The following is a 22,151-nucleotide window of genomic DNA, read 5'->3' on the forward strand; positions in this document are numbered from 1 at the left end:
GGGGTCGGCCGGGCCGGCCGGGCGGCCGGCGTCGGCGGGCGCGTCGGCCTCGGCGGGCTCGTCGGCATCGGCGCGCGCATCGCCGGTGTCGGCCTCGGCCGACGTGTCGGCCCCCGCCCCCGCCAGCGCCGCCAGCACCACGGCCCCGAGCCGGGTCACGTCGCCGGCGCCCACGGTGAGCACCAGGTCCCCCGGCGCCGCCGCGGCCGCGACGGCGCGCGCCGCCTCGTGCCGGTCGGCGACGAACCGCGCGCGCCCGGGCGTGGGCACGCGCTGGACGATCGTGTCGCCCGAGACCTCGGGGTCCGGGTCCTCGCGCGCCGCGTACACGTCGGTGACGACGACCGTGTCCGCGAGGTCGAGCGCCGCGCCGAACTCGGCGGCGAACGTGCGGGTGCGGGAGTAGAGGTGCGGCTGGAACAGCACGTGCACCGCGCCGTCGCCGGCGACGCCCCGCGCGGTGCGCAGCAGCGCGGCGACCTCGGTCGGGTGGTGGGCGTAGTCGTCGACCACCCGCACGCCACCCGCGGTGCCGCGGTCCTCGAACCGGCGGCCGGTGCCGCGGAACTCCCCGAGCCCGGCGGCGACCGCGGCCGGGTCGGCGCCCACGGCCCAGGCCGCGAGGTAGGCGGCGGCGGCGTTCGCGGCGTTGTGGTCCCCGGGGACCGCCAGCGCCAGGTCGGCGCCGGGCACCTCGGCCGACCGGGAGGTCAGCGTGGTGCGCCAGGTGCCGCCGGCGTCGACGACCGGGCCGACGACGAGGTCCGGCCCGAGCTCGCCGATCGACGCGTCCGTGCCGTAGGTGAGCACCCGGACGCCGCGCCGGGTCAGCCGGTCGCCGACCTCGGCCAGCAGGCGCGCCGCGCCGGGGTCGTCGAGGCACGCGACCAGCGCGCCGCCGTCCAGCACCCGGTCGGCGAACGCCGCGAACGCGGCCTCGAACGCCTCGGTGGTGCCGTAGTGGTCCAGGTGGTCGGGCTCCACGTTGGTGACGATCGCGACCGCCGGCGCGTAGGCCAGGAACGAGCCGTCCGACTCGTCGGCCTCGGCGACGAACGCCTCGCCGGCGCCGGTCCGGTAGCCGGGGGTCGCGCCCTCGGGGGTGAGCACCGTGCCGCCGATCGCGTACGACGGGTCGAGCACCGCGTCCGCGCGGCCGGCCGCGGTCAGCGCCGTGGCGACCATGGCCGACGTCGTGGTCTTGCCGTGCGCGCCGGCCACCGCGATCCCGATCCGTCCGGCCATCAGCGCGGCCAGCGCCTCGGAGCGGTGCAGCACCGGCAGGCCGCGCTCGCGCGCCCGCACCAGCTCGGGGTTGGTCTCCCGGATGGCGCTGGACAGCACGACGGAGTCGACGTCCTCGACGTGCGCGGCGTCGTGGCCGACGTGCACGGTGACGCCCGCGGCGCGCAGCCCGTCGAGGGCCGGCCCCTCCTGGGCGTCGGAGCCGGACACGGCCAGGCCGCGCGCGGCCAGCAGGCCGGCGACCGCGGACATGCCGGCGCCGCCGACGCCGACCAGGTGCACCCGGCCGAGGTCGGCCAGGGTGCCGACGGCCGTGGGGCGGTCGCCGGCGGCCGGGGCGCCCGGCGCCGCCGGGTCCGGGGCGACGGCCGGGGTCGCGACGGTCAGCGGAGCCGGGCCCGCGTCGGCCTCGTCGCCCCCCGCGTCCGCCTCCGCCTCCGCCGCCGACCCCGCGGCGACCGGCTCGGCCGCACCGCGCTCGGCGGCGAGCCGGTCCTGCTCGGCCCGCTCCGCGCGCTCGGCCTCCGCCGCCTCGTGCGCCGCGGCCTGCTCGGCCGCCAGGCGCTCCGCCTCGGCGCGCTCGGCCGCGAGCCGCTCACCCTCGGCCAGCGCGTCCTCGACCAGGTCCGCGACCCGCCCGGCCGCGTCCGGTACGCCGACCCGCGCGGCCGCCTCGCCCATCTCCCGGCGCCGGTCGGCGGCCTCGGGCGCCAGCAGCGGCAGCAGGTGGGCGGCGATCCACTCCCCCGTCAGCGCCTCGTCCGCCACCAGCACGCCGCCGCCCTCGGCGACGACCGGCTGGGCGTTGAGCCGCTGCTCGCCGTTCCCGACCGGCAGCGGCACGTACACCGCGGGGATGCCGAGGGCCGCGAGCTCGCTCACGGTGCCCGCGCCGGACCGGCAGACCACCAGGTCCGCGACGGCCAGCGCCTGCTCCATCTCGGCCAGGTACTCGCGCACGTGGTACCGCTCCGCGCCGGGCACGCCGCGCACCGCCGCGCGCACGTCCTCGGCCTTGCCGGCGCCGGTGAGGTGCAGCACCTCGGCCCCGGTGCCGAGGATCGCGCGCGCCTGGGCGGCCACCGCGCGGTTCACCGACAGGGCGCCGAGCGAGCCGCCGGTGACCAGCAGCGTGACCCGCTCGGGGTCGAAGCCGAGCTCGGCCGCGGCCCGGCGCCGGGTCGCGCCCGCGTCCGCCGCGCGCTCGGCCAGCAGGTCGACGATCTCCGGGCGCAGCGGGAGGCCGGTCACCTGCGCCCGCGGCAGCCGGGTCCCGGGGAAGGTCACCGCCACCGCGGCGGCCCGGCGCGCGCCCAGCCGGTTCGCGAGCCCCGCGCGGGCGTTCTGCTCGTGCACGACCACCGGCACGCCCCGGGACCGGGCGGCGAGGTAGGCGGGGGTCGACACGTAGCCGCCGAAGCCGACGACCGCGCCCGCGCCGAGCTCGTCGATCGCGGCGCCGGCCGCGTCGACGGCCTCGCGCAGCAGCCGCGGCAGCCGCACCCAGTCGAGGGTGGGCCGGCGCGGGAGCGGCACCTTCGGCACCACGAACATCTCGAGCCCGCGCTCCGGCACCAGGCGGGACTCCAGGCCCTCCGCCGTGCCCAGCGCGGCGACCCGCAGCTCGGGGTCGCGGGCGCGCAGCTCCTCCGCCACCGCGAGCAGGGGGTTCACGTGCCCGGCCGTGCCCCCGCCGGCGAGCAGGACCGCGCGCGGACGGGGCTCGGCGCCCTCCGCCGGGCCGGTGGGGGCGTCGGGTGCGGTCACAGAATCCTCCGGGGTCACGGGCGGGCGGGTCGGGCGCGGCGGGTGGCCGCTCAGGTCGGGGTGGGGCGGCCGCCGGCGGCGGCGCGGCGGTCAGGCACGGGTCCGCCCGATCACGGCGAGCGACCGGCGCACCACGCTGGGCCGCGCGGCGAGCGCCTCCGCGGCGCCCGGCTCGGTGCGCGCGAACGAGATGACGACGCCGAGCGCGACGAGGGTGGTGATGAGCGCCGACCCGCCCGCGGACACCAGCGGCAGCGGCACGCCGATGACGGGCAGCAGGCCGACGACCACGCCCATGTTCACCAGCGCCTGGCCGATGATCCACGCGGCGACGCCGCCGGTCACGATCTGGGCGAACGGGTCGCGGTGCCGGGCGATCACCCGGAACATCGCGAACGCCAGCACGCCGAACAGCGCCAGCACGAGGAGCGTGCCGATCAGGCCGAGCTCCTCGCCGATGATCGCGAAGATGAAGTCGTTGTGCGCCTCGGGCAGGTAGGACCACTTCTCGCGGCTCTGGCCCAGGCCGAGGCCGAACCAGCCGCCGGTGGCCAGCGCCTGCATGCCGTGCATCGTCTGGTAGCAGCCGGCGGTGACGTCGCACTCGCCGGTGAACCAGTTCATGATCCGGTCGACACGGCTCTGGCTGACCGTCGCCAGCAGCGCGACGCCGACGGCGGCCGCGATCCCGGCGCCCGCGAAGATCCGCATCGGCACCCCGGCGACGAACAGCGCGCCGGCCACCAGGATCAGCATGATGATCGCGGTGCCGAGGTCGTGGCCCAGCAGCACCATGCCGACGGCCCCGGCGGCGACCGGCAGCGCCGGGACGGCCGCGTGCTTCCAGTCGTCGAACAGCGGCTGCTTGCGCGCGAGGATCATCCCGAGCCAGACCACCAGCGCGAGCTTCAGCGCCTCCGACGGCTGCGCCGAGAACCCGCCGACGACGATCCAGCCGGTGTTGCCGCCCTTGCCGCGGCCGAGCGGCGTGTAGACCAGCAGCTGCGCGAACAGGCCGAGGCCGAGCAGCGGCCACGCGAGCTTCCGGTAGGTCCCCGGCCGGATGCGCGACGCGAGCCACATGAGCGGCAGGCCCATCAGCGCGTACTGCGCCTGGCTGAAGAACACCGCGTACGGCGAGCCGCCCGAGGCCAGCGACTCGACCGACGACGACGACAGCACCATGACGAGCCCGAGCACGAGCAGCAGCAGGCTCGCGCCGACGAGCAGGTAGTAGCTCGTGACCGCGCTGTTCCACTGCCCGAGCCGGGAGGGTCGCCGCTCGGCGGTGCGCGGTGCCGGGGCGTCGGTCGTCTGGGCCATCGGCGCCGGGGTCACCCCCTCGGGTGCAGGGCGCGCACCTCGGCGGCGAACGCCTCGCCGCGCGCGGCGTACGAGGCGAACTGGTCCATCGAGGCGGACGCGGGTGCGAGCAGGACCGTGGTGCCGGCCGCGGCGCGGGACTCCGCCAGGCGGCGGGCCTCGGTCACGGCGCGGGACATCACGGACCCAGTGTCACCGGGATCGACGCGGACGACGGGGACCTGCGGCGCGTGTCGGGCGAGCGCGTCGGCGAGCGGCGCGGGGTCCTCGCCGATGAGCACGACGGCGTGCAGCCGGTCCGCACGCCGGGCGACCAGGTCGTCGAAGGTGGCGCCCTTGGCGAGCCCGCCGGCGATCCACACGACGCTGCCCTCGGCGAACGACGCGAGCGAGGCGGCGGCGGCGTGCGCGTTGGTGGCCTTGGAGTCGTCGACGTACCGCACCCCGTCGACCTCGGCGACGGTGGTGATCCGGTGCGCGCCCGGCGCGTACGCGCGCAGGCCCGCCCCCACGGCCTCGGGCGGCACGCCGTGCGCGAGCGCCAGGGCCGCGGCGGCCAGGGCGTCCTGCACCACGTGCGGCGCGAGCCCGTCCGGGCCGGCCAGGTGCGCCAGGTCGTCGAACGTCGCGAGCTCGGCGGCGTGCGTGTGCCGCAGCGCGGCGAACCCGCGGTCGACGAGCATCCGGTCGACGAGCCCGACCTGCCCGACGCCGGGCGAGCCGAGGGTGAATCCCACGGCGACCGCCCCGTCCGCCACGTCGGCCTCGCGGACCAGGTCCTCGGTGGTGCGGTCGGCGGCGTTGTACACGCAGGCGATCTCGACCCCGGCGTAGATCCGGCCCTTGTCGGCGGCGTACGCGTCGAGCGAGCCGTGCCAGTCCAGGTGGTCGGCGGCGACGTTGAGCACGGCCGCGGCCTGCGCGGCCATCGACTCCGTGTGGTGCAGCTGGAACGACGACAGCTCGACCGCGAGCACGTCCAGCGCCGGGTCGGTCGCGGCCAGGACCACGGGGGTGCCGACGTTGCCGACCGCGGCGGTGCGCCGGCCCGCCGCGCGCAGCACGGAGGCCAGCATCTCGACCGTCGTGGTCTTGCCGTTGGTGCCGGTCACCGCGAGCCACGGCGCGGGGCCGTCGCCGGAGTCCCGGTCGACCCGCAGCCGCCAGGCCAGCTCGACCTCGCTCCACACCGGCACGCCGGCGGCGCGGGCGGCGGCGAGCAGCGGGTGCGCCGGCGGCCAGCCGGGCGAGGCCACGACGACGTCGACCCCCGCGAGGCCGTCGGCCGCGAGGAACGCGGCCACGTCGGACGCGTCGGCGTCCGGCGCGCGGTCGTCGACGGTCGTCACGCGCGCGCCGCGGCCGGCCAGCACGTCGCGCGCGGCCCGCCCGGACACGCCGAGCCCGGCGACGACGACCCGCGCCCGGCCCAGACCCTCGGGGGTGGTCAGGTCGGCAGCCACGGTCAGCCCGTCACCCACTCCGCGTAGAAGATCCCGATGCCGAGCGAGACGAACAGCCCGGCGATCAGCCAGAACCGGATCACGATCGTGACCTCGCCCCACCCCGACAGCTCGAAGTGGTGGTGCAGCGGCGCCATCTTGAACACCCGCTTGCCGGTCATCTTGAAGAAGCCGATCTGGATGACGTCCGACAGCACGATGATGACGAACAGGCCGCCGATGATCGCCGCGAGCACCTCGGTGCGGGTGACGATCGACATGCCGGCGAGCGCGCCGCCGAGGGCGAGCGAGCCGGTGTCGCCCATGAAGATCTTGGCGGGGCTGGCGTTCCACCACAGGAAGCCGAAGCACGCGCCCGTGACGGCCGCGGCGACCACGGCCATGTCCAGCGGGTCGCGGGTGGCGTAGCACTTGAGGTTCTCCGCGAGCCCGCAGCGCTGGTTGAACTGCCACACGCAGACGATGACGTACGCGCCGAACACGATCAGCGACGAGCCGGTGGCCAGGCCGTCCAGGCCGTCCGTGAGGTTCACGGCGTTCGACCACGCGGTGATCAGGAAGTTCGCCCAGATCACGAACAGGATCGCGCCGATCGTGGCCCCGGCGAACGCCAGGTCCAGGCCGGTGTCCCGGATGAACGAGATGCTGGTCGACGCGGGCGTGCGCAGCGTGGCGTCGGGGAACTGCAGCGCCAGCACCGCGAACGTGATGCCGACGAAGCCCTGGCCGACGATCTTCCACCGCGCCGACAGCCCGAGGCTGCGCTGCCGGGAGATCTTGATGTAGTCGTCCAGGAAGCCCACGACGCCCAGGCCGGTCATGAGGAACAGCACGAGCAGCGCGGACGCGCTCGGCAGGTTCCCGGTGACCAGGGCCGCGACCCCGAAGCCGATCAGCGTGGCCCCGATGATGACGACGCCGCCCATCGTCGGCGTGCCGCGCTTGGTGTAGTGCGCGGTCGGGCCGTCCTGGCGGATGAACTGGCCGTACTGCCGGTTGACCAGGAAGTTGATGAACAGCGGCGTGGCGAGCAGCGCGACGACCATCGCGACGCCGCCGGCGACGAGGACGGAGATCATGCCCGCACCCCCGCGTCCGTCAGCAGGTCGCCCAGGCGCCACAGGCCCGCGCCGTTCGACGCCTTGAGCAGCACCACGTCGCCCGCGCGCAGCTCGCGCTCGAGGAACGCGGTCGCCGCCTCGACGTCGTCGACCATGACCACCTCGTCGCCCCAGGATCCCTCGCGCTGCGCGCCGGCGAAGATGCCCAGCGCGCCGGGCCCCACCACGACGGTCAGGCCGACGTTCAGCCGGACCACCTGGAGGCCGATCGCCTCGTGCTCGCGGCGCGCGTCCTCGCCGAGCTCCATCATCTCGCCGAGCACGGCCACCGACCGGCGCTCGCGCCCCGACACCACGGCGAGCGCGCGCAGGGCGGCCCGCATGGAGTCCGGGTTCGCGTTGTACGAGTCGTCGATGACGGTGATCCCGTCGGGGCGGTCCACGACGTGCATCCGGTGCGGGCTGATCGCGTCCGCGGCGGACAGGCCCGCCGCCACGTCCGCGAGCGGCAGCCCGACGGCCAGCCCGGCCGCGGCCGCGGCCAGCGCGTTGTGCACGTGGTGCTCCCCGACCAGCCGCAGGGTGACCTCGGCGGTCTCCCGCGAGCCGTCGCCCTCGACCGGCGGCACCCGCCCGGCGTCGAGCGTGAACCCGGCGCGCCCGGCGCGGTCGACCCGCAGGCCCACCGCGCGCACGTCGGCGCCCGTGGTCGTGCCGAAGGTCGCGACGGCGCCCGGCGCGTGCGCCGCCATCGCGAGCACGCGCGGGTCGTCCGCGTTCAGCACCGCGACGCCGTCCGGGGCCAGCCCGGCGACCAGCTCGGCCTTGGCGCGCGCCACGGCCTCGATCCCGCCGAAGCCCTCGAGGTGCGCGTGGCCCACCACGAGCACCACCGCCACGTCGGGCGGCGCGATGTCCGTGAGGTAGGTGAGGTGCCCGATCCCGGACGCGCCCATCTCCAGCACGAGGAACCGGGTCTGCTCGTCGGCGCGGAGCACCGTCAGCGGCAGGCCGATCTCGTTGTTGAACGACTTCTCCGGCGCGACCGTCGGGCCCGCCGCCGCGCACAGCTGCGCCAGCAGGTCCTTGGTGGTCGTCTTGCCGACCGAGCCCGTGACGCCGATGACCCGCAGGTCGGTGCCGCCGGGCTCGACGGCCGCCTCGCGCAGCCGCTGGAGGACCACGCGGGCCAGGTCGCCGAGCGCCTTCTCGACGTCGTCCACCACGCACACCGGCAGCGCCGTGGGGGCGCCGTCGTCGGGGCCGTCGTGCGCGACCGGGCGCGCGCCGAGCACCAGCGTGGCGCCCGCGCGCACCGCGGCGCCCGCGAAGTCGTGGCCGTCCACGTGCTCGCCGGGCAGCGCCACGAACAGCGAGCCGTGCTCCACCTGGCGCGAGTCGACCACGACCGGGCCGGTCACGACCGTCGCCGGGTCCAGGTCCGCGGGGTGCAGGCGCCCGCCGGTCGCCTCGGCGACCTCCGCCGCCGTCATGGCGATCACGCGGTCTGCCCCTGCGCCTCGCGCGCCGCCAGCGCGGCGTCGGCCGCCCGCAGCACGTCGCGGTCGTTGTACCGGTGGAAGACCCCGGCGATCTCCTGGGTCGGCTCGTGGCCCTTGCCCGTGATGATGATGGTGTCCAGCTCCGTCGCGAGGTCGAGGGCGTCGTGGATGGCCTGGGTGCGGCTGACGGCCTCGTGCACGTCGGCCAGCGCGGGGCGCTCCTCGCGCGCCCCGTCCAGGATGGCGGCCCGGATGGACGCGGGGTCCTCCGAGCGGGGGTTCTCGTCGGTGACGACCAGCACGTCCGCGAGGCGCGCGGCGATCCGGCCCATGAGGGGCCGCTTGCCGCGGTCGCGGTCGCCGTCCGACCCGAAGACGATGATGAGCCGGCCCGGCGTGATCGGCCGCACGGCCTCCAGCGCCAGGACCAGGGCGTCCGGGGTGTGCGCGTAGTCGACCAGGCACAGCGGGCGCGGGCTCGCCCCGCCGCGGCGCTCGATCACGCGCTCCATCCGGCCGGGCACGCCCGACGCGGTGCCGACGGCGTCGATCGCGACGTCCAGCGGCACGCCGGCGCGGTGCGCGAGCACGACGGCCAGCGCGGCGTTCGACACGTTGACCAGGCCCGGCAGCGGGCTCGCGGCGCGGTGCTCCGCGCCGTCCGGCCCGCGCAGCGTGAACGTCGAGCCCACGCCGTCCAGGCCCACGTCCGCCTCGGTCACGGCCCAGTCGGCCGTCTCGCCCTCCGGGGCGCCGACGTGCGTCGCCACCGTGTCGACGGGGATCTCGGCCTCGCCGGCCAGCCGGCGGCCCCACTCGTCGTCGACCACCACGACGCCGCGGCGCGCGTGGCCGGCCCGGAACAGCTGGGCCTTGGCGCGGAAGTAGCCCTCCATGTCGCCGTGGAAGTCGAGGTGGTCGCGCTGCAGGTTCGTGAACCCCGCGACGCCGAGCTCCAGGCCGTTCATCCGGCCGAGCGCGAGCGCGTGCGAGGACACCTCCATCGCGGCGGCGGTGGCGCCGAGCTCCAGGCCGCGGGCCAGGATCGACTGCACGACCGGCGCCTCGACCGTCGTGCGCGGGCTCTCGATCGCCTCGTCGCCGATCTTCAGCTCGACCGTGCCCATGACGATCGTGCGCTCGTGCTGCCGGCGCAGCGCGGCCTCGACGAAGTACATCGTCGTGGTCTTGCCGTTGGTGCCGGTCACGCCGACGGTCGTCAGGCGGCGGCCGGGGTGCTCGTGCAGCTCGGCCGCCAGGACGCCCGCGAGGGCGCGCGGGTCGTCGGTCACCAGCACCGGGACGGCGCGCACGGCGGGGTCGTCGGAGGCGGCCAGCACCTGCGCGCCGGCCCGGTCCGTGACGACCGCCACGGCGCCGGCGGCCAGCGCCTGCCCCGCGTGGGTCGCGCCGTGGGTGTGCGCGCCGGGCACGGCGACGAACAGGTCGCCCGGGAGGGCGTCGCCGCTCGCGACCGTGATCCCCGAGGTCAGCAGGTCCGCCGGCAGCGCCGCACCGGCTCTGACGAGCCCGAACGCGTCGGCGAGGTCGGCGACCCGGCGGCTGTGGGGGTGCTCCGGGCGCAGCCGGCCCTGCGGGGACGTCATAGGGAGAATCTACCGCGCGGGCCACGGGCCCCCGCGACCGGGGCGGCCGGGCGGGCGCCCGCGGGCGCGTTGGAGCGGGTGGCGCGCACGGGGCTCACCACGTGGTCGGGAAGAGCTGCGGCTGCGTCCCGCTGGGGGCGATGCCGAGCTCGGTGAGCGCGTAGCCGGCGACGTCGGAGAACACCGGCGCGGCCACGGTGCCGCCCCACTCGGACGTCCGCGGGTTGTGCAGGACCACGCTGACGGCGATCTCGGGGTTGTCCGCCGGGGCCACGCCGATGAACGACGCGGTGATGCCCTGGGTGCCGTCGGCGGCCCAGGCCTGGGCGGTGCCGGTCTTGCCGGCCACGCGGTAGCCCGGGATCGCCGCGGCGGAGCCCGTGCCCTCGTCGACCGCGCTCTCCATCATGGTGAGCACCGTCTGCGCGGTCTCGGGCGAGACCACCTGGGTCGTCTCGGCCGCCTGCGCCGGGGTGTACGTGCCGTCCGGCTCGGTCCAGCCCTTGACCAGGTGCGGGGTGACCCGGACGCCGCCGTTGGCGATCGTCGCGAACACGTCGGTCGCCTGCAGCGCGGTCACCGACAGACCCTGGCCGAACAGCACCGCGTACTTGGTGCGGCCGTCCCACTTGTCGGCGTCCCACAGCCGGCCCGCCTGCTCGGCCGGCAGCTCGATGCCGGTCTTCTGGCCGAAGCCGAACTTGGACAGGTAGTCGTGCCGCACCTGCTCGGGCAGGTCCTGGCCGATCATCACGGTGCCGGTGTTCGACGACTCCGCGAGGATGCCCGTCGTCGTCAGCTGCATGCCGGCGTGCTCGTGCGAGTCCTTGAAGGTCTGCCCGTTGGCCGTCGTGTAGTTGTACGGCACCGTGTACTGCTCGAGCGGGTCCGTGATGCCGGTCTCGATCGCCGCCGCCATCGTGATGATCTTCGCGGTCGAGCCGGGCTCGAAGACGTCGGACACGGCGCTGGACCCGCCCCACAGCGTGTCGTCGGCGCCGGGGTCGTTGGGGTCGACCGTGCGGGACTCGGCCATCGCCAGCACCTCGCCGGTCTTGACCGAGGTCATGACGATCGTGCCGGAGTCGGACTGGGTGTCCGCGACCCGCTGCTCGATCGCCTGCTGGGCCTTCCACTGGATGTCCGAGTTGATGGTGAGCTGCACGCTGCGGCCGTCGGTCGCGGCGGTCGACTCCTCGAAGCCGCCCGGGATCTGCTGGCCGCCCCGGCCCCGCTCGTACGTCGTCTCGCCGGGGGTCCCGGACAGCTCGGCGTCCAGCGTCGACTCCAGGCCCTGCGCGCCGTTCCCCTCCGAGTTGACCCAGCCCAGCAGGTTGCCGGCCAGGTTGCCGTTCGGGTAGACGCGCTCGGCCACCTGCTCGGAGGTGATGCCGTTGATCCGCAGCTCGCGGACCGCCTGCCACACCTCGGGCAGCACGTTCTTGACGACGTACTTGTAGCCGGCGTCGCCGTCGAGCGTCGCGCCGAGCTCGGCCGCGTTGACGCCGAGGATCGGGGCCATGAGCTGCGCGGCGCCGGCGGCGCCCGAGTAGGTGGTGCCGTCCTCGGTCGTCGACCAGGTCTTCAGCAGGCGCTGGTTCACCACGATGTCGTACCGGTCGACCGAGGTCGCGAGCACCTCGCCCTCGCTGTCGGTGATCGTGCCGCGCGCGGCGACGAGCTGCGAGGTGGTCAGGCGGTTCTGCAGCGCCTCCGCCGCGATCGCGTCGCCGCCGACCCCCTGCAGCCAGAGCAGCCGGCCGGAGAACACGGTCAGCAGCAGGGCGACGACCACGACGAGCACCGTGCGGCGGCGGTCGAGCAAGGCGACGCTCGGGCCGCCCGGGCGCGGCGACCAGGGGCCGCGGGGGCCGCGCTGGGTCGGGAGGCCGGTCGCCGGCCGACGGGCCGGGGCCCGCACCGGGCGGGCGGGCGCGGCGGTGCGCCGGGTGGTGGGCGTGCTCACTGCCCGGCCCCGACGTCGCCCTGCACCGTCCCGTCCGCGAGCCGCAGCCACCCGGTCGAGCCGGCGGGCACCATCCCGAGCGCCGTGGCGCTCTCGGCGAGCTTCGCGGGCGCCTTGTTCGCGTCGAGCTCGGCGGACAGCGACTGCTCGTCCCGCGCGAGCTGGGCGAGCTCGACGTCCATCGAGCGCTGCTCGTAGGCGCCGGCCGCGAGCTGCGTGTTGAGCAGCAGCGCGGCGAGCAGAGCGCCGGCCAGGATCGCCATGCACGTCACGACGAACGGCACGTGGGTGCGCGCCTGCGCCGGCGGGCGGACCAGCCGGAGCCGCGGCCGCTCGGGGGCGGACCGGGGCGCGGCGGACGGGGCGGGGCGGACGCGCGGTGCGCGGACGGCCTGCTCGGCGCTCATGCGGTTCTCCTCGGTCCGTTCGGGGTGCGGGGCGTGCGGGGACTGCGGGTGCGGTCCGGGCGGCGGGCGCCCGGACCGCCGGTACTGCCGGCGTCGCCGCGGCCCGGGCGCAGGTGCTCCGGCGTCGGGCGCAGCCGCTCGGCGGCGCGCAGCCGCACGGACTGCGAGCGCGGGTTGCGGGCGAGCTCGGCGGCGTCCGCCTCCTCCGCGCCGCGGGTGAGCAGCCGCAGGTACGGCGCGTGCGTGTCCGGGACCACGGGGAGCCCGGGCGGGGCGCTGATCTCGGCGCCGGCCGCGAACGCGCGCTTGACCAGGCGGTCCTCGAGCGACTGGTACGCCTCGACGACGATCCGGCCGCCGACCACCAGCGACTCGACCGCCGCCGGGATCGCCCGGGCCAGGACCGCCAGCTCGTCGTTCACCTCGATGCGCAGCGCCTGGAACGTGCGCTTGGCCGGGTTGCCGCCCGTCTGCCGGGCCGCCGCGGGGATGCCCGCGCGCACGAGGTCGACCAGCTCGGACGTCCGCTCCAGCGGGGCCTTCTCCCGCGCCTGCACGATCCGGCGGGCGATCCGGCCGGCGAACCGCTCCTCGCCGTACTCGCGCAGCACCCGGACCAGGTCCGCCTCGTCGTAGGTGTTGAGCACCCCGGCGGCGGTGCGGCCGCGGGTCGGGTCCATCCGCATGTCCAGCGGGGCGTCCTGCGCGTAGGCGAAGCCGCGCTCGGCCTCGTCCAGCTGCAGCGAGGACACGCCCAGGTCCATCAGCACGCCCTGCACGCCGGGCAGCCCCAGGCGCTCGACGACCTCGGGGATCTCGTCGTACACCGCGTGCACCGGGGTGAACCGGTCGCCGAACGGGGCGAGTCGCGCCGACGCCAGGCGCAGCGCCTGGGGGTCCCGGTCGATGCCGACGACCCGCACGTGCGGCAGCGCCGCGAGCACGCCCTCGGTGTGGCCGCCCATGCCGAGCGTCGCGTCGACCAGGACGGAGCCCGGCTCGGCGAGCGCGGGGGCGAGCAGGTCGATGCAGCGCTGCAGGAGCACCGGGAGGTGGCGGGACGCCGCGTCGCGCTCGGGGCGGGCGGGCTGGTCGGGCTGCTCGGGCGCGTCGGGCACGGGGGTCTCCTTCCTCGGTGCTGGGTGCTGGGTGCTGGGTGCTGCTTGCGAGGTGGTGCGTGCTGCGTGGTGCGTGGTGCTCCGTGGGGCACGGGGGTGGTCGGGCGGCCCCTCCGCCGTCCGACCAGATCCCCCACCGGCCCTCTGACGCCGGGGAAGTGCGTCAGAGCTGCCGGGGGGAGGTCTCGCCGGGCGGTGGTGCTGGGTGGAGCTGGTCGTGCGGGGTGCTGCTGGTGCTGCGGGTCAGAAGGCGCCGGGGAACACCTCCTCCGCCGTCTCGGCGTACCCGGCCTCCTGCTCCGCCAGGTACGTCTCCCACGCCTCGAGGTCCCAGACCTCGACCCGGGTGCCGGCGCCGATCACGGCGACGTCCCGGTCGAGCCCCGCGTAGGAGCGCAGCATCGGGGGGATCGAGATGCGCCCCTGCTTGTCGGGCGTCTCGTCCGAGGCGCCCGACAGGAACACGCGGAGGTAGTCGCGGGCCTGCTTGCTGGTCACGGGGGCCTGGCGCAGCTTGTCGTGCATCCGCGCGAACTCGTCGAGCGGCAGCAGGAACAGGCAGCGGTCCTGGCCCCGGGTCATGACCAGGCCCTGGGCGAGCTGGGGGCGGAACTTGGCCGGGAGGATCAGCCGCCCCTTCTCGTCCAGCTTCGGGGTGTGCGTCCCGAGGAAGGGCACGGAGGAGCCGAGCCCGGCCAGCGCCTGCTCGAACCCCACGTCGCCCACCTCCCCCGGACTGCGCGCACGGGCACCCCTCGGCACCCGATGGCTCCACGGTACTCCACTTCGCTCCACCCGCACGGAGGGAATCGGCGGCAGGCGGGTGAAGTTGCCGCGTCTGCGCAGGTCAGGGCCGGTGGAGCGCGGTGGAGGGTTCGGGGTGCCCGGCGGGGCGTGCCAGACGCTTCGCGGGGCTGCGGCCGACGCCGCTCCCCCGAGCCCTCCCCCGCGTCGTCGCAGGTCAGAGCCCGTGCGGCCCCACCCGCCGCCCGCCGGCTCCCCAGCCCGGGGAGCGAAGTGGAGGACCCCGGGGTGGTCCGGGTGGGGGGAAGTGGGGAGGACGGGTGCACGTTCACCTCCCGCCCGGGGTCGGCGCCGCTTAGGCTTCCCCCAGTCGACCGAGGGGGTCCCCATGCCCGTAGCAGTGCCCGGCGCGTCCGAGATGGACGAGCTCATCACCGTGACGGACCGGATGCGCGCGAGCATCGCCCGCGTCGTCACCGGCCGTCCCGAGCTGGTCCGCACCGCCGTGGCGGTGCTGCTCGCGGAGGGGCACCTGCTGCTCGAGGACGTGCCCGGCGTCGGCAAGACGACGCTGGCCAAGGCCCTCGCCCGGACGATCGACTGCACCGTCGGCCGCGTGCAGTTCACGCCCGACCTGCTGCCGAGCGACCTGACCGGCGTCACGATCTACCGGGCCGCCACCCAGGAGTTCGAGTTCCGGCCCGGGCCGGTGTTCTCGCACATCGTGATCGGCGACGAGATCAACCGCGCCTCGCCCAAGACCCAGTCCGCGCTCCTGGAGTCCATGCAGGAGGCGCAGGTCACCGTCGACGGCACCTCGTACCCGCTGCCCCGGCCGTTCCTCGTGGTCGCCACGCAGAACCCGGTCGAGATGGAGGGCACGTACCCGCTCCCCGAGGCCCAGCGCGACCGGTTCATGGCCCGGCTGACCGTCGGCTACCCGAGCGCCGAGGCCGAGCTCGCCATGCTCGACACCCAGGAGACCTCCGACCCGCTGGCGCACGTCACGCCGGTCACCGACGCGGAGCAGGTCTCCCGCCTGATCGACACCACCCGGCACCTGTACGCCTCGCCCGCGGTGAAGCAGTACGTGGTGGACCTCGTCGCCGGCACCCGCGACGACCCGGCCCTGCGGCTCGGCGCCTCCCCGCGCGCCGCGATCCAGCTGCTCCGGGCCGCCAAGGGGCTCGCCGCCGTCGACGGCCGGGACCACGTGCTCCCGGACGACGTGCAGCAGCTGGCCGAGCCGGTGCTCGCGCACCGCGTCATCCTCAGCGCCGAGTCCCGGCTCTCCGGGCGCAGCGGCCAGGACGTGATCGGCGACCTCGTCGCCCGCGTGGCCGTCCCCGCGCCGGTCGCCGCCCCGGTCCGCTCCGCGGTGCGCGACCGGACCGCGGCGGGCTGATGCGCCTGCGCCCGACCCGACGCGGGGTGGGCCTCGTGGTCCTCGGCCTGGCCGTGGGCGCGACCGGCACCGCGTTCGGGTCGACCGACCTGCTGACCATCGGCACGCTGCCGGTGCTGCTCGTGGTGCTCGGCATGCTCGCGGTGGGCGTCGTCGACCCCGGCCGCGGCCAGGGCCTGCGGACCCGGCGCACCGTGCAGCCCGACCCGGTGCACGTCGGCCGGACCGCGGACGTGCAGGTCGAGGTCGGGCTGGCGCGCGGGGCGTCCCGCGCGCGGCTCACCGACCTGCAGCTCCGCGAGCAGGCCGCCGTCGAGCTGTCCGGCGGGCGGCCGCTGCGCGCCACCGTCGCCCGCGAGCCCCGCGCCGTCCGGCTGCGCTACCCCGTGCAGGCGACCCGGCGCGGCCGGTGGGCGCTCGGCCCGCTGGTGGTGACCCGCACCGACCCGTTCGGCGTGGCCCGGGTGCGCGCCACCCTCGGCGCGCGCGAGACGGTCACGGTGTGGCCGTCGGTCGTCGACCTGCCGGTCCCGCGCGAGCTGCTGGTCGCCGAGCCCGAGCGGTCCGTCGTCGGCGCCCGGTCCCCCGCCCCCGACGACGCCGCGCTCCGCGACTACCGGGTCGGCGACGACCTGCGCCGCGTGCACTGGCCCAGCAGCGCCCGCCGCGGCGAGCTGGTGGTCCGGTCCGACGAGCGCGCCGGGATGCGGCCGGTCACCGTGCTGCTCGACCAGCCCGCCCCCGGCGACGCGCTCGAGTGGTGCATCTCGCTGGCCGCGTCCGTCGCGCTCGCGACCCACGCCGCCGGCCACCCGACCCACCTGCTCACCGGCACCGCCGCCGACGACCCGCACGCCGCCCGGCTCGAGGCCCCCGGCCGGCAGCAGCTGCTGGACTCGACCGTGGACCTGGCCGGACAGCCGGACGCGGCGGCCGCGGAGGCCGCGCTGCTGGCGGAGATCCGGGGCCTGGACGACGCCGACGGCGGGTCCGGGCTCGTCATCGCCGTGCTCGGCCCGCAGGGCCCGGCCGGGCGCGCCGCGCTCGCCGGCGTCAGCCAGACCCGGCGCGGCTGGGCGCTGGTGCGCGGCGCGGACGACGACGAGTCCGCGACCGCCACGGCCCGCCAGCTGCGCCGCGCCGGGTGGCGCGTCGTGCAGGTCGAGCCCGGCGCCGACCTCGCGGCGACCTGGTGGCGGCTGACGGGCGGCGCGGCGTGAGCGGCGGGGCGGCCCTGCGCCGCGGCTGGCGGTCCCCGGCGGCCACCGCCCTGACCGCCGTCGCCGCGTGCACCGCGCTCGGCGCGATGTCCGGCCTGCTCGCCGGCGGCGCCTGGGTGCTGCACGCGGTCCTGGCCGTCGCCGGCGCCGCCCTCGTCGTCGGCGGCACCCGCAGCCTGACCCGGTCGACCTGGCTGCCGTCGGCGGTCGGGCTGGTCGTGGCCGCGTACGCCCTGCTGGCCTTCTACGCGACGCCGCCGGGCGGCAACCCGCTGCTGGTCGGGCCGGGCACGATCGAGCACGCGGGACAGCTCGTGCAGCAGGCCTCGCAGCTGATCGAGACCTCGGTCGTGCCGATGACGGTGTGGCCGCCGGTCGAGATGATCATCGTGGCGGCGGCGGTCCTGGTGTTCCTCGCGGCCGACCTGCTCGCCGTCGGCTGCGGCATGCCCGCGCTCACCGGCATCGCCTACGTCGCCGTGTGGACCCCCGCCGTCGTCCTGGGCTTCCCGGGGAGCACCTGGGCGCTCGCCGCGACCGGCTTCTGCTACCTGCTGCTGCTCGCGCTGGCGCAGCCGCCGGTGTCCCGCGACCGCTCGGGGCGGCGCGCCGGCGTCGTCCTGGTCGGCGCCGCGGGGCTCGTCGTGGTCACGCTGGCCGCCGGTCCCGCCGTGTCCGCGCTGCCCGCGTGGTCCTGGGTCGACCTGCCGGACGTCGGCACCGGCGCGGTCGGCCCGGTCCGGCTCGCCGACGACCTGGACCTGCGCGAGAGCCTGCGCGACCAGTCGTCGCAGGTGGTGCTCAGCTACACCGTCGACCGCGTCGACCCCGACGCGGACGGGCCCGCCGCGACCGCGTCCCTCGTCGGCCCGCTGCGCTCCTTCACCCTGCGCGACTTCGACGGCCGCTCCTGGCAGCGCGAGCCCGCGGACGACCTGGCCGAGTGGGACCCCGACGGCCTGCTCGCCTCCGACCCGTCGCTGGTCGGCGCCGTCCCCGACGCCGAGCGCGGCACGCTCACGGACGTGCAGGTCCGCGTCGGCGCCCTGCGCGAGCAGCGCCTGCCGGTCAGCACCTTCCCGCGCACCGTGCGGATCGACGGGCCGTGGACCTACGACGCCGCCCGCGACGAGGTCGTCAGCCGGAGCCGCACCGAGGCCGGCAGCGGCTACGAGATGGTCGTCGAGGTGCCCGACCTGAGCCCCGACCTGCTGCGGGCCGCGGGCGGCGACGTCCCGGAGGAGGTGCAGGGCTACCTCGGCGTGCCCGAGACCGAGCACGCCGACGACCTGCGCGCCCTCGCCGCCGAGCTGACCGCCGACGCCACGACCGCCTACGACCAGGCGCTCGCCCTGCAGACGTACTTCCGCGACGGCACCCAGTTCCGGTACGACACCTCGATCGAGCCGGGCGGCAGCGACGACGCCGTCTGGGACTTCCTGCAGAGCCGGCGCGGGTACTGCGTCCAGTTCGCCACCTCGATGACGGTCCTCGCGCGCACCCTCGGCATCCCCGCGCGGCTCGGCGTCGGCTTCCTGCCCGGCGAGCTCGGCACCGACCGCACCTACCGGGTCACCGGCGCCGACGCGCACGCGTGGCCCGAGCTGTACTTCCCCGGCACCGGGTGGGTCCGGTTCGAGCCGACCCCCGCCGTGCAGACCGGCCCGCCGCCGTCGTGGAGCAACCCGTTCAGCGCCGCCGCGCCGACCACCGCGCCGACCGCCGGCACCCCGCGGTCGACGACCACGCCGAGCGCGGCGGCCACCACCGCGGCGCCGCAGGACCAGGGCGGCCTGCCGGGCGTCGTCGCCGACCCGCGCACCCGCGGACCGCTCATCGCGGTGGTCGCGCTGCTGGTCGTGGCCGCGGGCGTCCTCGCCGCGCTGGCCGTCCGCCGCCGGCGCCGGCCCGTGCTCCGACTGGCCCCCGAGGTCGCCTGGCGCCGGCTGCGCGACCGGCTCCGGCGGGCGGGCATCACCTGGCCGGACTCCCGGACGCCGCGGCAGGCGGTCGCCGCCGTCCGGTCGCAGGTCGAGGCGCGCCGCGGGCGGCCGCTCGGGCCGGAGGCCGACCGGGCGCTGGTGGCGCTGGCCGGGGCGCTCGAGCGCGAGCGCTACGCGCCGGACCCGGAGGCGTACGACCCGGACGAGCTCCAGGGCTGGGTCGCGGCGGTGCTGACGGACGTGAGCACCCGCGCGCCGGGCGACGCCCCGGCCTCGGGCTCCGGCGACGCCCCCGCCTCGGGCCCGCGCGGCCCGCGCCCCGCCGAGGCCTGACCCGCGCGCCCGGCGCCCGCGGGCGCCCCGCGCCGGGGCCCGCGCCGAGCCGTGCGCCCCGCCCCGGGCCCGCGCCGCTCCGCGCCGGGTCCACCCCGAGCCTCCGTCCGCGCCGAGCCCGCGCCGTGCCCCCGGGCCACCCCGAGCCCGCGCCGAGATAGGACCTCCCGCCCCAGATAGGACCGTCCACGGCCCTATCTCGGCGCGGAGGCCCTATCTCGGCGGATCATCGGCGCCGAGGTCGGTGGTCCCGGCCGAGATCGGTGTTTAGAACCACCGATCTCGCGTCGAAGCACCGACCTCGGGTTGGCGGCGCCGCACAGGCCGGGCGCGGGCGCGGGCGGCGACGGTGAGGGACCGGTGCGTGCGGTGCGACAACCGTCGGCGCGCCCTGGACGCGGACGCGCACAGACTCGACCCCGAGGCGCACGAACTCCGGACGGGCGGGCAAGTCGCCCCACACGGCCACGCTCGCGCGCGCAGGCACGCCGCACGCGCCCCGGGGCCGGACACACCCGGGCCGCCACTCGTGCCGCAGGCCGGCCGCACCCAAGCCCGCCACTCGCGCCGCGAGCCCGCACGCCCCGGGCCCGCACGCCCCCCGGGCACGCCACGCGCGCCGAAGGCCCGCACGCGCCCCGGCCCCGGACGCGCGCGGGCCCGCCCCTCGCGAGGCGGGCCCGGTGCGTCGTGCCGCGGGATCAGTCGGTCGTGAGCGGGGTCGTCAACGACCCTGGTCGCGCCGCTTGTCCCAGCGGTCCTCCATCCGGGACATGAAGCCCTTCTTGGCCTTGGGGGCCGAAGAGGGGCGTGGTGCGGTGCTGCCGTCCGCCCGGACGACGCCGACCGGTCCGCCACCGCGACGCGGCCGCGTGAACGCGATCGCGACGGAGGCGAACATGACGACGAAGCCCAGCACGCCGAGCCACACCTCGGACGCCGCAGCGCCCACCACCAGGAGCAGCAGCCCTACGACGGCACCGATGCCGCCCAGGACGTACCGCAGGACCGGCTTCCGCCCACGCGATGTCAGCGTGTTCGCGAGCCGGGGATCATCAGACGTGAGCTGACGCTCCATCTGCTCCAGTACACGTTGTTCGTACTCGGAGAGAGGCATTCCAACCCCCGTGCTCCGCCGTCGGGACTTCTTCACCTCAGGATAGATGGCCGGTGGCGAAGTCGGAAGTCGAGCGCTCCCCCGGAGCGGGTGACCCTGCCGACACGTCCCGCGCGGACCGCCCCACGGCGGGGGTCCCGGCACCGATCGCCGACCGCCCGAACCGGGCGCGCACCAGGTCCATCGCCCGCTCGGCGTCGCGCCGCGCGTCCGGGTTGGACCCCGCCGCCTCGTCCAGCGTCGGCTGCCGGATCACGTCCGCGGCCGGCAGCAGCCCCTCCGCGCGCACCCCGACGAGCCGCACCGGCAGCCCGCCCAGGTCCGCCGCGGCGAGCAGGTCCCGCGCGACGAGGTAGAGCTCGCGCCCGACGTCGGTCGGCTGGGGCAGCGTCCGCGACCGGCTGAGCGTCCGGAAGTCGGAGGTGCGGATCTTCACGGCGACGGTGCGTGCGACGAGCCGCTGCGCGCGCAGCCGCCCCGCGCACCGGTCGGCGAGCTCGAGCGCCTTGCTCTCGACCACCCGCATGTCCCGGGTGTCGGCGGCGAAGGTCTCCTCCGCGCCGACGCTCTTCTCCTCGCGCCCCGGCGTCACCGGCCGCGGGTCCCGCCCCCAGGACAGGTCGTGCAGGTGCGCGCCCGCGACCTTGCCGACCGCGCGCTGCACGACGGCGACGTCGCTGCCGGCGAGCTCGGCCACGGTGCGGATACCCCACCGCTCCAGGGCCGCGGCCGTCCGCTCCCCGACGCCCCACAGCGCGCCGACCGGGAGCACGTGCAGGAAGTCGACGGTCGCGGCCCTCGGCACGAGCAGCACCCCGTCCGGCTTGGCGTGGCCGGAGGCGAGCTTGGCGACGAACTTGGTGGCGCCGATGCCGACGGAGCACGTGATGCCGTACCGGGCGTGCACCCGCTCCCGGATGAGCGCGGCGATGCGAGTGGGGCTGCCGAGCCGGCGCCGGGCGCCGCTCACGTCGAGGAACGCCTCGTCGACGCTCACCTGCTCGACGATCGAGGTGACGTCGTGCAGCACCTCCATGACGCCGCGCGACACCTCGGTGTAGGCCGCGTGGTCGGGCGGGACGACGATCGCCTGCGGGCACATGCGGAGCGCGGCGGCCATCGGCATCGCCGAGTGGACGCCGAACGCGCGCGCCTCGTACGTCGCAGCCAGCACCACCGACCGCTCGGACCCGCCGACGATCACCGGCCGGCCCCGCAGGTGCGGACGCCGCGCGAGCTCCACCGACGCGAAGAACGCGTCCATGTCGACGTGCAGGATCGAGCACCCGTCCTCCTCGGTGCCCCAGTCGCGCTTCGCGTCCTGCGACCGCGGGCCCCGGCTCATCCGGCGCGCGCCGCCTCGACCTCGACCGCCGCGCTCTCCAGCTCCGCGCGGACCAGGTCGAGGAAGTCCTCGGCGTGGCAGAGCACCTGCTCCGCGCGCTCGGCGGACACCGCGTCGAACCGCCCGGCGTCCACGGCCGCGCGCAGGCCCGCGCCGGCGGCGAAGTACGCGGACCAGCGGCCCATCTCCGGCGCGACCCGGTCGAGCAGCTCCCACACGGTGCGCGGCCCGCGGCGGGCAGACAGCGGCTGCCGCTCGGCGAGCACCGCCGCGCCGGCGCGGAGGGCGGCGAGGTGCGCGTGGGTGAACTGCTCCCAGGGCTCGGACGAGAACTGCGCGGCGACGAGCTCCGCGTCCGCGCGCTGCAGCAGCTCGGCCGTGCGGCCCGACAGCCCGGGCGCGGCACTCCGCAGGGCACGAAGGGTCTTGACCGGCATCGCGCACCTCCCTCTCTCGACCTACCCAGTATCGAACACCTGTTCGAACGCGTCAACCCGTACCGTGGCGGGATGGCGTCCCGTGGCCGGTCCGGCCGATCCAGCAGGTCGGACAAGGCCGCAGGGCCCCGCCGACCTGCCTCAGACT

The 22,151-nt window shown here is 76.7% G+C and carries 16 protein-coding genes; 3 read left to right on the forward strand and 13 right to left on the reverse strand.

Annotation, left to right across the window (positions count from 1 at the left end; all coding sequences use genetic code 11):
- The 10 genes from murC to mraZ form a co-directional block, all read right to left on the reverse strand.
- The coding region (murC, locus tag VER05_RS17680) for a UDP-N-acetylmuramate--L-alanine ligase (RefSeq protein ID WP_324846630.1) at positions 1-3,012 on the reverse strand (3,012 nt) is incomplete at its 3' end.
- Between the two features lie 90 nt (positions 3,013-3,102).
- Positions 3,103-4,335: a putative lipid II flippase FtsW gene (gene ftsW / locus VER05_RS17685; RefSeq protein WP_324846631.1), complete on the reverse strand. Its 1,233-nt coding sequence runs from the start codon at positions 4,333-4,335 to the stop codon at positions 3,103-3,105.
- Between the two features lie 11 nt (positions 4,336-4,346).
- A complete protein-coding gene (gene murD / locus VER05_RS17690; protein WP_414647652.1) occupies positions 4,347-5,804 on the reverse strand; it encodes a UDP-N-acetylmuramoyl-L-alanine--D-glutamate ligase in 1,458 nt (485 codons plus the stop codon).
- Entirely contained in the window at positions 5,801-6,877 is a 1,077-nt protein-coding gene (mraY, locus tag VER05_RS17695) for a phospho-N-acetylmuramoyl-pentapeptide-transferase (RefSeq protein ID WP_324846633.1), read from the reverse strand. The genes murD and mraY overlap by 4 nt, the downstream gene beginning before the upstream one ends.
- Positions 6,874-8,361, reverse strand: coding sequence for a UDP-N-acetylmuramoyl-tripeptide--D-alanyl-D-alanine ligase (locus VER05_RS17700; RefSeq protein ID WP_324846634.1), 1,488 nt, complete (start codon positions 8,359-8,361; stop codon positions 6,874-6,876). The genes mraY and VER05_RS17700 overlap by 4 nt, the downstream gene beginning before the upstream one ends.
- Positions 8,358-9,968 carry a UDP-N-acetylmuramoyl-L-alanyl-D-glutamate--2,6-diaminopimelate ligase gene (locus VER05_RS17705; RefSeq protein WP_324846635.1) on the reverse strand — a complete coding sequence of 537 codons (1,611 nt, stop codon included), beginning with the start codon at positions 9,966-9,968 and terminating at the stop codon, positions 8,358-8,360. Before VER05_RS17705 ends, VER05_RS17700 begins: the two co-directional genes overlap by 4 nt.
- Positions 9,969-10,062: 94 nt before the next feature.
- Positions 10,063-11,793: a penicillin-binding protein 2 gene (locus VER05_RS17710; protein ID WP_324846636.1), complete on the reverse strand. Its 1,731-nt coding sequence runs from the start codon at positions 11,791-11,793 to the stop codon at positions 10,063-10,065.
- A gap of 137 nt (positions 11,794-11,930) precedes the next feature.
- Positions 11,931-12,341: a hypothetical protein gene (locus tag VER05_RS17715; protein WP_324846637.1), complete on the reverse strand. Its 411-nt coding sequence runs from the start codon at positions 12,339-12,341 to the stop codon at positions 11,931-11,933.
- Positions 12,338-13,459 carry a 16S rRNA (cytosine(1402)-N(4))-methyltransferase RsmH gene (gene rsmH / locus VER05_RS17720; protein ID WP_324846638.1) on the reverse strand — a complete coding sequence of 374 codons (1,122 nt, stop codon included), beginning with the start codon at positions 13,457-13,459 and terminating at the stop codon, positions 12,338-12,340. Before rsmH ends, VER05_RS17715 begins: the two co-directional genes overlap by 4 nt.
- A 243-nt stretch (positions 13,460-13,702) precedes the next feature.
- Positions 13,703-14,137: a division/cell wall cluster transcriptional repressor MraZ gene (gene mraZ, locus VER05_RS17725; protein ID WP_324846660.1), complete on the reverse strand. Its 435-nt coding sequence runs from the start codon at positions 14,135-14,137 to the stop codon at positions 13,703-13,705.
- A gap of 454 nt (positions 14,138-14,591) precedes the next feature.
- On the opposite strand from mraZ, the gene VER05_RS17730 reads away from it, so the two are divergent.
- Genes VER05_RS17730 through VER05_RS17740 form a run of 3 tightly spaced genes read left to right on the forward strand, consistent with a single transcriptional unit; the run spans position 14,592 to position 19,104 of the window.
- On the forward strand, positions 14,592-15,608 hold the full coding sequence (locus VER05_RS17730) for a MoxR family ATPase (RefSeq protein ID WP_324846639.1): 1,017 nt from the start codon (positions 14,592-14,594) through the stop codon (positions 15,606-15,608).
- 26 nt (positions 15,609-15,634) lie between these two features.
- Positions 15,635-16,828 (forward strand): DUF58 domain-containing protein, encoded by a 1,194-nt coding sequence (locus VER05_RS17735; protein WP_324846640.1) that lies wholly within the window; start codon positions 15,635-15,637, stop codon positions 16,826-16,828.
- Positions 16,825-19,104 carry a DUF3488 and transglutaminase-like domain-containing protein gene (locus tag VER05_RS17740; protein ID WP_324846641.1) on the forward strand — a complete coding sequence of 760 codons (2,280 nt, stop codon included), beginning with the start codon at positions 16,825-16,827 and terminating at the stop codon, positions 19,102-19,104. Before VER05_RS17735 ends, VER05_RS17740 begins: the two co-directional genes overlap by 4 nt.
- A gap of 724 nt (positions 19,105-19,828) precedes the next feature.
- Here VER05_RS17740 and VER05_RS17745 read toward each other — a convergent pair.
- From VER05_RS17745 to VER05_RS17755, 3 genes are read right to left on the reverse strand one after another with little or no spacing between them, the layout of a single operon-like run.
- A complete protein-coding gene (locus VER05_RS17745; protein ID WP_324846642.1) occupies positions 19,829-20,221 on the reverse strand; it encodes a DUF3040 domain-containing protein in 393 nt (130 codons plus the stop codon).
- 37 nt (positions 20,222-20,258) lie between these two features.
- Positions 20,259-21,566 carry a DNA polymerase IV gene (dinB, locus tag VER05_RS17750; protein WP_324846643.1) on the reverse strand — a complete coding sequence of 436 codons (1,308 nt, stop codon included), beginning with the start codon at positions 21,564-21,566 and terminating at the stop codon, positions 20,259-20,261.
- On the reverse strand, positions 21,563-22,003 hold the full coding sequence (locus VER05_RS17755) for an SAV_6107 family HEPN domain-containing protein (RefSeq protein ID WP_217614641.1): 441 nt from the start codon (positions 22,001-22,003) through the stop codon (positions 21,563-21,565). The genes dinB and VER05_RS17755 overlap by 4 nt, the downstream gene beginning before the upstream one ends.
- Positions 22,004-22,151: the final 148 nt, after the last annotated feature.

Source organism: Cellulomonas sp. (assembly GCF_035634735.1).
Classification (GTDB): domain Bacteria; phylum Actinomycetota; class Actinomycetes; order Actinomycetales; family Cellulomonadaceae; genus Cellulomonas.